Raw genomic sequence first — 7,580 nt, forward strand, 5'->3', positions numbered from 1 at the left:
ACCGCGTTCGCCACCAACACCCCAGGCCGCCAGGCCACCTGGCTGGATCTTCGGCACCGCGCGCACGCCCGGGTCGAGCCCAAGATCCGCGACAGCAAGGCCGAGAGCCTGGCCCGGTTCCCGTCCCGCTTCATGAAGGTCAACCAGGCCTGGCTCACCGTCACCGCGCTCGCCTGCGACCTGCGCGCCTGGCTCCAACTGCTCGGCTGCCAGGGCGACATGGCCCGCGCCACTCCGAAGACCCTGCGCTACCGCCTCCTGCACGTCCCCGCCGCCGTGGTCCGCGGCCAGCGCCGACGACGCCTGAAGATCCCCCGGACCTGGCCCTGGGCCGAACAGGTCGTCGAAGCGTTCCGCCGCATCAGGGCCCTGCCCGCACCGACCTGACCCCCGCACCCCGTCCCGACAGACCCGAGAGGATGGCGAACCCGCAGTCCCCGGCCCCGTGGAAGCCGGCGCCACCGCAGCGACATGCGAAGCGCAGCCCTGCCCCGCCGAGCCCGCCCGGCAGGACGAACACGACAACACGGGCACAAGATCAACTCACGGTCGCCGTGAAAGATTCAGGCCAGCGGCCGCTCGCGGCGGGACGGCCTCATTTTCGATGAGCCGATATCCAGGCCTCCTGCCGTACGTTTGCGGACGCCGCTGTCTGCTGGGGTCGAGGGAGAGGGGCCAGCGACGAAGCATCGCGAGGTTCTCACCGGTTCTGTGCCGTCCGCCCCGACATCCCTACCTACCGGTGGTAGGTCCAGGGGTTGACGAGTGGGACGCCCATGGGGGCGAAGTCGGACTCGTTGCGGGTGACGAGCGTGAGCCCGTGGACCCCGGCCGTGGCTGCGATGAGTGCGTCGTGAGCTGGGCGCCGGTCGGGCACGTGGAGCCGCGCCGCCGAGTCGGCGACGGCCTGGTCGACGTCGAGCAGCCGGCCAACATATGCCGGGAGCACGTTCTGATCGAGCCACGAGTCCAGGACGGTCGCCTGCCGGGCGTCGTGCCGCCGCTTGTTCTCAATGCCAGCCCGAAGCTCCAGCAGGGTGATGACAGAGAGGAAGGTCGCCGATGGCGACAGGGTCTGGGCCCAGGTGTTGAATCGGTCATCCCGCCGTTTCGCGGGCTTGCGGAGCTCGGAGATGATGTTGGTGTCGAGCAGGAAGCTCACAGGTCAACCTCGCGCGGCGAGTCCCGCGGACGCACCGGCTCGAAGTCAATCTCCTCATCCAGGACGAACGCGTCTCCCAGGATGCCCGCGGTGCCCGTGAGCCGCTGATAGTCCTCGAACGACAGCAGGACGTGCGATGGCCGACCGTGATCCGTGATGATCACCGGTCCGCTGGTAGCGGCCCGCTTGACCGCGCTCACGTCGCGGTTGAACTCCCGCGATGAGACCATGGTCATCACGATCACCTCCTCGGTAGGTACGTACCTACACTACCTGTTTCCGCATATCCCGCCCTGCCGTCCATGAAGATCGAGCTCAAGGCCGACCGCATCGACTCAGCCCTCTGGCCAGAGCAGAGCGAGACGGAGCGAGACGGAGCGAGACGGAGCGAGACGGACAGCAACAGGATTCCGACGGAGAACGACGGCGGGGAGCCCTCCGGACCCCCGCTGCTGGCCAGCGGCGGACAGATCGACCTTGCCGGCCCCGGAGTCGATGTCTACTCGTCCTGGGTGACGCCCAGGAAGTACAACGTCATTTCCGGGACAAGCATGGCCACCCCACACGTTGCCGGCATCGCCGCGCTCTGGTACGAGAAAACCGGGCAGGGCGCACTCGAACTGTGGGGTAATCTGACCAGGGCGAGTTTCCGGCTTCGCGCGTCGTCGCTCGACGTCGGCGCCGGACTGACGCAGGCTCCGCAGTAGGTTCCGCAACGGTTTTTTCGCCGTTGGCCAAAGAGGTGACCCCCATGGCGAACAATGTTCATATCACTGTTGATGACACATATCGGGGCAGTTTGGCAGAAATCGCCGCCGCGCTCCGGGCCAGGGGGATGCACGTCGATCAGATTCACGAGGCCATCGGAATAATATCCGGTTCCGTGCCGGATGCCGACTGGCGGTCGCTGGAGGCTGTGGCAGGGGTGCGGGCCGTCGAACCCGACACGTCCTTCCACCTGCCGCCGCCGGACGCACCCATCCAGTAACTCTCCAGCGGCCCCCTGAAGCGCCCTCAATCCACAGGTGCGGCCGGGCGCGAGCATGGCAAACATCCGTACCCGCCCGGCCGGCCCGCCCACGTCGCACAGTGCCGGTCTGCGCGACGTGGGCGGACAGCAGCCCAAGGGTGGGATCGTTGAAGCCCACGGGCGTCTCGGGGTCGAAGGCTGGGCCGTCTGGGAATTCCGTGTGGCACGCAGTGCGTACCGGCGAAGACGACGTCGAACGCGCCGGCCAGCCGGAGGACATCGCCGCGGCCTGCGCGTTCCTGCTCTCGTAAGGAGGCCGGGCACGCACCGGACAGCTTCTGGGCGTGGACGATAGGCGGAATAGACGATGGGCGGAATACCTGGAACCGCATCCGCACCTCCGAGGAAGCAGGCAGGCGATGAGGGCGATCAGATGAGCACTCTCCGGTCAGCCGCGTCCGGGCACACCTCGGGCGCACCCTCCGGTACGGACGGGGCCGGCAACGCGGCGGCGCACCGCGCGCTGGTCGCCCACCTGCGCTCCGCCTTGGCCACAGCCGCCCAGGGCGGGTCGCGGGAGGCCCGTGCCCGCCACGTGAGCCGGGGCAAGCTGCTGCCTCGCGAGCGGATCGACACCCTGCTCGACCGTGGCAGCCCGTTCCTGGAGCTCTCGCCGCTGGCCGCCTGGGACATGTACGCCGACGAGGCGCCAGGCGCGGGGATCATCACCGGTGTCGGGCGGGTGGCTGGCCGGGAGTGCATGCTGGTGGCCAACGACGCCACCGTCAAGGGCGGCACCTACTACCCCATGACCGTGAAGAAGCATCTACGCGCGCAGGAGGTAGCCCTGCACAACCAGCTGCCCTGCCTCTACCTCGTCGACTCCGGTGGGGCGTTCCTCCCGTTGCAGGACGAGGTGTTCCCCGACCGGGAGCACTTCGGGCGGATCTTCTACAACCAGGCGACGATGTCGGCGGCGGGTATCCCGCAGATCGCCGCGGTGCTGGGCTCGTGCACGGCCGGTGGGGCCTACGTCCCGGCCATGAGCGACGAGGCTGTGATCGTCCGAAACCAAGGAACGATCTTCCTGGGTGGGCCGCCGCTGGTGAAGGCCGCGACCGGCGAGGTCGTGTCGGCGGAGGATCTCGGCGGCGGGCTGCTGCACAGCAAGGTCTCCGGGGTCACCGACCATCTCGCCGACGACGACGCCGACGCGCTGCGTCGGGTCCGCGCGATCGTGGCCAGCCTCGCCCCCCGCGCGCCCCGCCCGTGGGAGGTCGTCCCGACCGAGGAGCCGGCAGCCGACCCAGCCGAGCTGTACGCGCTGGTGCCCACCGACAGCCGGATCCCCTACGACGTGCGCGAGGTGATCGCCCGGATCGTCGACGGCAGTCGGTTCACCGAGTTCAAGCGTGACTACGGACCGACGCTGGTTACCGGCACCGCCCGGCTGCACGGCCACCCGGTCGGCATCATCGCGAACAACGGGGTGCTGTTCAGCGAGTCCGCGGTGAAGGGGGCGCACTTCGTCGAGCTGTGCGACCAGCGCCAGATCCCGCTGGTGTTCCTGCAGAACGTCACCGGGTTCATGGTCGGGCGGGAGTTCGAGGCGGGCGGGATCGCCAAGCACGGCGCCACGATGGTCACCGCCGTCGCCTGCGCACGGGTCCCGAAGTTCACCATCGTGATCGGTGGCTCGTTCGGCGCCGGTAACTACTCGATGTGCGGTCGCGCCTACTCACCCCGCTTCCTGTGGATGTGGCCGAACGCGCGGATCTCGGTGATGGGCGGCGACCAGGCCGCCGCCGTTCTCGCGACCGTCCGGCGCGAACAGCTGGCGGCTCGCGGGAACGACTGGAGCGTGGAGGCTGAGGATGGGTTCAAGGCGCCGATCCGCGAACAGTACGAGCGTCAGGGCAGCCCCTACTACTCGACGGCCCGGCTGTGGGATGACGGTGTGATCGACCCGCTGGACACCCGCACCATGCTGGGGCTGGCCCTGTCGGTGGCGGCAAACGCGCCGCTGGGACCCGTCCGCTACGGCATCTTCCGGATATGACCGATACGGGCCCGCTTTTTGACGCCGTACTGGTCGCCAACCGGGGGGAGATCGCGGTCAGGGTCATCCGCACCCTGCGGGCGCTCGGCATCCGCTCCGTCGCCGTCTACAGCGACGCCGACACCGACGCCCGGCACGTCCGCGAGGCCGATGAGGCGGTGCGGATCGGCCCGGCTCCGGCGCGGCAGTCCTACCTGTCGGTGCGGCACCTGGTCGACGCGGCCCGGCTGACCGGGGCGCAGGCGGTCCATCCCGGGTACGGCTTCCTGGCCGAGAACGTCGCCTTCGTGCGCGCCTGCGCCGACGCGGGGCTGGTCTTCATCGGACCGTCCGCGCACGCCGTCGAGGTGATGGGCGACAAGATCCGCGCCAAGCGGACGGTGGCCGCCGCGGGCGTCCCGGTGGTGCCCGGCCGCGCCGAGCCGGGGATGAGCGACGACGACCTCCTCGCCGCCGCGGACGAGGTCGGCTACCCCGTGCTGGTGAAACCGTCCGCCGGTGGGGGCGGCAAGGGGATGCGGCTGGTCACCGGCCCGGCCGCGCTGCGCGGTGAGCTTGCCGCCGCCCGCCGCGAGGCGACCGCGTCCTTCGGCGACGGCACCGTGTTCCTCGAGCGGTTCGTCGCCCGGCCCCGGCACATCGAGGTGCAGATCCTCGGCGACGCCCACGGCCACGTCATCCACCTCGGCGAACGCGAGTGCAGCCTGCAGCGCCGCCATCAAAAAATCATCGAGGAGGCGCCGTCGCCGCTGCTCGACGCGGCGGCCCGGGACCGCATCGGCGCGGCCGCGGTCGATGTCGCCCGCGCTGTGGGCTACACCGGCGCGGGCACCGTGGAGTTCATCGTCGGGGCCGACGACCCGGGACGCTTCTACTTCATGGAGATGAACACCCGGCTACAGGTCGAGCACCCGGTCACCGAGATGGTCACCGGGATCGACCTGGTCGCCGAACAGCTCCGGATCGCCGCCGGCCGGCCGCTGACGATCATCCAGGACGGCGTACGCCTGACCGGGCACGCGATCGAGGGGCGCGTCTACGCCGAGGACCCGGCCCAGGGCTTCCTACCCACTGGCGGCACCGTCGTGGCGCTGCACGAACCGGCAGGTGACAGCATCCGCGTCGACTCCGGCCTGGCCGAAGGCGCATGGGTGGGAACAGACTACGACCCCATGCTCGCCAAAGTGATCGCCTGGGGGCCGGACCGGACGACGGCGCTCGCCCGGCTGGACGCGGCGCTCGCCCGCACCGCCGTCCTCGGAGTCGGGACCAACGTGGCGTTTCTGCGGGCGCTGCTTGCCCACCCCGGCGTGGTCGCCGGTCGCCTCGACACCGGCCTGGTCGAACGGGAGCTGGCCGGGCTCGTCGACGGCAGCGTCCCAGCCGGCGCGCTCGTGGCCTACGGTCTGGCGCGGCTGGTCGAGGCACAGCCGGCCGGGCCGGTGATCGACCTGTGGGACACCCCCAGCGGCTGGCGGGCCGGCGGCCCACCGGCTCCTCTGATCTGGCGGGTGGCGCTGCCCGCGGGCGGCAGCGCCGAGGTCGCCGTGACCCCCGTCGCCACGCCCGGGGCCGCCGGGACCGCTCCACCGCCTGGACCGCCCGGCAGACGGCCATCCCACCGGCTGGCTGCCGAGATGGCCGCTACTGTCAGCATCCGCCGTGAGCCCTCCGCGACCGGGACGCTCCGCCCGTTGTCCCGGCCGCTTGGGGCGGGCGCGGTTGGGGCGGGCGGCGGTTGGGGCGGGCGCGGTTGGGGCAGGCGCCGACGACGGCGAGCCCCACCCCGCCACGGTACGCACCCTCGGCGACGGCTGTGAACTGCTGGTCACCGTGGACGGGCACAGCCGGCGCTGGTGGTACGCCCGCGATGGGCAGGTCCGCTGGCTCGGGGCCGGCGGAGCCGCGTGGGCCCTCACCGAGGCCGGCCCCGCGGCCCGCACCGGCGCCGCCTCAGCCGGCGTCGCCGAGGTCCGCAGCCCGATGCCCGGCACCGTCATCGCGGTCCACGTCCGTACCGGCGAACAGGTCACCGCCGGCCAGCCACTTATCATCGTCGAGGCGATGAAAATGGAGCACAGCCTGGCCGCGCCTGTGACTGGCCAGGTCAAGGACCTGCTCGTCAGCCCCGGCGAGCAGGTCAGGATTGACCAGTTGCTCGCCGTCGTGGACGCGGCCGAGCCTGCCAGCACACCCGCAAGCGGGGAGCCGCCCGATGCCTGACACCCGCCTCACCGACGAGCAGGAGTCCCTGCGCCGCACCGTCGCCGAGTTCGCCCGCGAGGTCGTCGCCCCGGTGGCGGCCAGGCACGACGAGGACAAAACCTTCCCGTACGAGGTCGTCGCTGGTATGGCAGCGATGGGCCTGTTCGGGCTCCCCTTCCCCGAGTCCTACGGCGGGATGGGCGGTGACTTCTTCACCTTGTGCCTGGCCATCGAGGAGCTGGCCCGGGTTGACTCCTCAGTCGCGATCACGCTGGAGGCCGGCTGCTCGCTCGGGGCGATGCCGATCTACCGGTTCGGCACCGAGAAGCAGAAACGCGAATGGCTGCCGATGCTGTGTTCCGGCACGGCCCTCGGCGCGTTCGGCCTGACCGAGCCGGCGGCCGGCAGCGATGCCGGCGGCACCCGTACCACCGCCCACCTGGACAGCGGCATGTGGGTGATCAACGGCTCCAAGGCGTTCATCACAAACTCCGGCACCACCATCACCCGCCTGGTCACCGTCACCGCCGTCACCGCCGTCACCGGCACCAGCGGCGATGACCGGGACGCGGACAGGACGAAGGAGATCAGCAGCATTGTGGTGCCGGTCCCCGCCCCCGGCTTCACGGCGGAGCCGGCGTACTCCAAAGTGGGCTGGCACGCCAGCGACACCCACCCGCTGGCCTTTGTCGACGTGCGGGTACCCGAGGCGAACCTGCTCGGCGAGCGGGGGCGCGGCTACGCGAACTTCCTGGCCATCCTCGACGAGGGCCGCATCGCCATCTCGGCGCTGGCTGTGGGCTTGGCCCAGGCCTGCGTCGACGAATCGGTGGCCTACGCCAGGACCCGCCATGCGTTCGGCCGACCGATCGCCGCCAACCAGGCGATCTCCTTCAAGATTGCCGATATGGAGGCGCGGGTCCACGTCGCCCGCACCGCCTACTACGACGCGGCCGCCCGCATGGCCGCGGGACTGCCGTTCAAGAAGGAGGCCGCGATCGCGAAACTGGTCAGCAGCGAAGCGGCGGTGACCAACGCCCGGGAGGCCACCCAGATCCACGGCGGCTATGGCTTCATGAACGAATATCCGGTCGCGCGGCACTGGCGGGACAGCAAAATCCTTGAAATCGGCGAAGGCACCAGTGAGGTGCAGAAAATGATCATAGCCCACCACCTCGGCCTTT

The 7,580-nt window shown here is 70.4% G+C and carries 9 protein-coding genes; 7 read left to right on the forward strand and 2 right to left on the reverse strand.

Annotation, left to right across the window (positions count from 1 at the left end):
- A partial coding sequence (locus MJ783_RS04135) for a transposase (RefSeq protein WP_239308584.1) occupies window positions 1-387 on the forward strand: 387 nt, incomplete at its 5' end.
- 349 nt (window positions 388-736) lie between these two features.
- Here MJ783_RS04135 and MJ783_RS04140 read toward each other — a convergent pair.
- Both MJ783_RS04140 and MJ783_RS04145 read right to left on the reverse strand, forming a co-directional pair.
- Window positions 737-1,162 carry a type II toxin-antitoxin system VapC family toxin gene (locus MJ783_RS04140; RefSeq protein WP_239308585.1) on the reverse strand — a complete coding sequence of 142 codons (426 nt, stop codon included), beginning with the start codon at window positions 1,160-1,162 and terminating at the stop codon, window positions 737-739.
- Window positions 1,159-1,398, reverse strand: coding sequence for a type II toxin-antitoxin system Phd/YefM family antitoxin (locus MJ783_RS04145; protein WP_239308613.1), 240 nt, complete (start codon window positions 1,396-1,398; stop codon window positions 1,159-1,161). The genes MJ783_RS04140 and MJ783_RS04145 overlap by 4 nt, the downstream gene beginning before the upstream one ends.
- 66 nt (window positions 1,399-1,464) lie before the next feature.
- On the opposite strand from MJ783_RS04145, the gene MJ783_RS04150 reads away from it, so the two are divergent.
- The 6 genes from MJ783_RS04150 to MJ783_RS04175 form a co-directional block, all read left to right on the forward strand.
- The gene (locus MJ783_RS04150; RefSeq protein ID WP_255724070.1) at window positions 1,465-1,869 is read left to right on the forward strand and encodes a S8 family serine peptidase; all 405 of its coding nucleotides are present in this window, start codon (window positions 1,465-1,467) and stop codon (window positions 1,867-1,869) included.
- A gap of 44 nt (window positions 1,870-1,913) precedes the next feature.
- The gene (locus MJ783_RS04155; protein WP_239308586.1) at window positions 1,914-2,150 is read left to right on the forward strand and encodes a hypothetical protein; all 237 of its coding nucleotides are present in this window, start codon (window positions 1,914-1,916) and stop codon (window positions 2,148-2,150) included.
- Between the two features lie 415 nt (window positions 2,151-2,565).
- Complete coding sequence (locus tag MJ783_RS04160; protein ID WP_239308587.1) at window positions 2,566-4,191, forward strand: carboxyl transferase domain-containing protein; 1,626 nt, start codon at window positions 2,566-2,568, stop codon at window positions 4,189-4,191.
- Window positions 4,188-6,011 carry an acetyl/propionyl/methylcrotonyl-CoA carboxylase subunit alpha gene (locus MJ783_RS04165; RefSeq protein WP_239308588.1) on the forward strand — a complete coding sequence of 608 codons (1,824 nt, stop codon included), beginning with the start codon at window positions 4,188-4,190 and terminating at the stop codon, window positions 6,009-6,011. The genes MJ783_RS04160 and MJ783_RS04165 overlap by 4 nt, the downstream gene beginning before the upstream one ends.
- A 13-nt stretch (window positions 6,012-6,024) precedes the next feature.
- Window positions 6,025-6,414, forward strand: a complete 390-nt coding sequence (locus MJ783_RS04170) for an acetyl-CoA carboxylase biotin carboxyl carrier protein subunit (RefSeq protein ID WP_239308589.1) — start codon at window positions 6,025-6,027, stop codon at window positions 6,412-6,414.
- Window positions 6,407-7,580 (forward strand): acyl-CoA dehydrogenase family protein (locus MJ783_RS04175; protein ID WP_239308590.1); only part of this gene is annotated, 1,174 nt, incomplete at its 3' end. The genes MJ783_RS04170 and MJ783_RS04175, both read left to right, overlap by 8 nt.

Source organism: Protofrankia sp. Cj3 (assembly GCF_917627355.1).
In the GTDB taxonomy this organism is placed as follows: Bacteria; Actinomycetota; Actinomycetes; order Frankiales; family Frankiaceae; genus Protofrankia.

Coding starts and splice junctions, on each gene's coding strand:
- MJ783_RS04155 (WP_239308586.1), top strand. CDS start 1,914: ATGGCGAACAATGTTCATATCACTGTTGATGACACATATCGGGGCAGT.
- MJ783_RS04165 (WP_239308588.1), top strand. CDS start 4,188: ATGACCGATACGGGCCCGCTTTTTGACGCCGTACTGGTCGCCAACCGG.
- MJ783_RS04145 (WP_239308613.1), bottom strand. CDS start 1,398: ATGACCATGGTCTCATCGCGGGAGTTCAACCGCGACGTGAGCGCGGTC.
- MJ783_RS04160 (WP_239308587.1), top strand. CDS start 2,566: ATGAGCACTCTCCGGTCAGCCGCGTCCGGGCACACCTCGGGCGCACCC.
- MJ783_RS04150 (WP_255724070.1), top strand. CDS start 1,465: ATGAAGATCGAGCTCAAGGCCGACCGCATCGACTCAGCCCTCTGGCCA.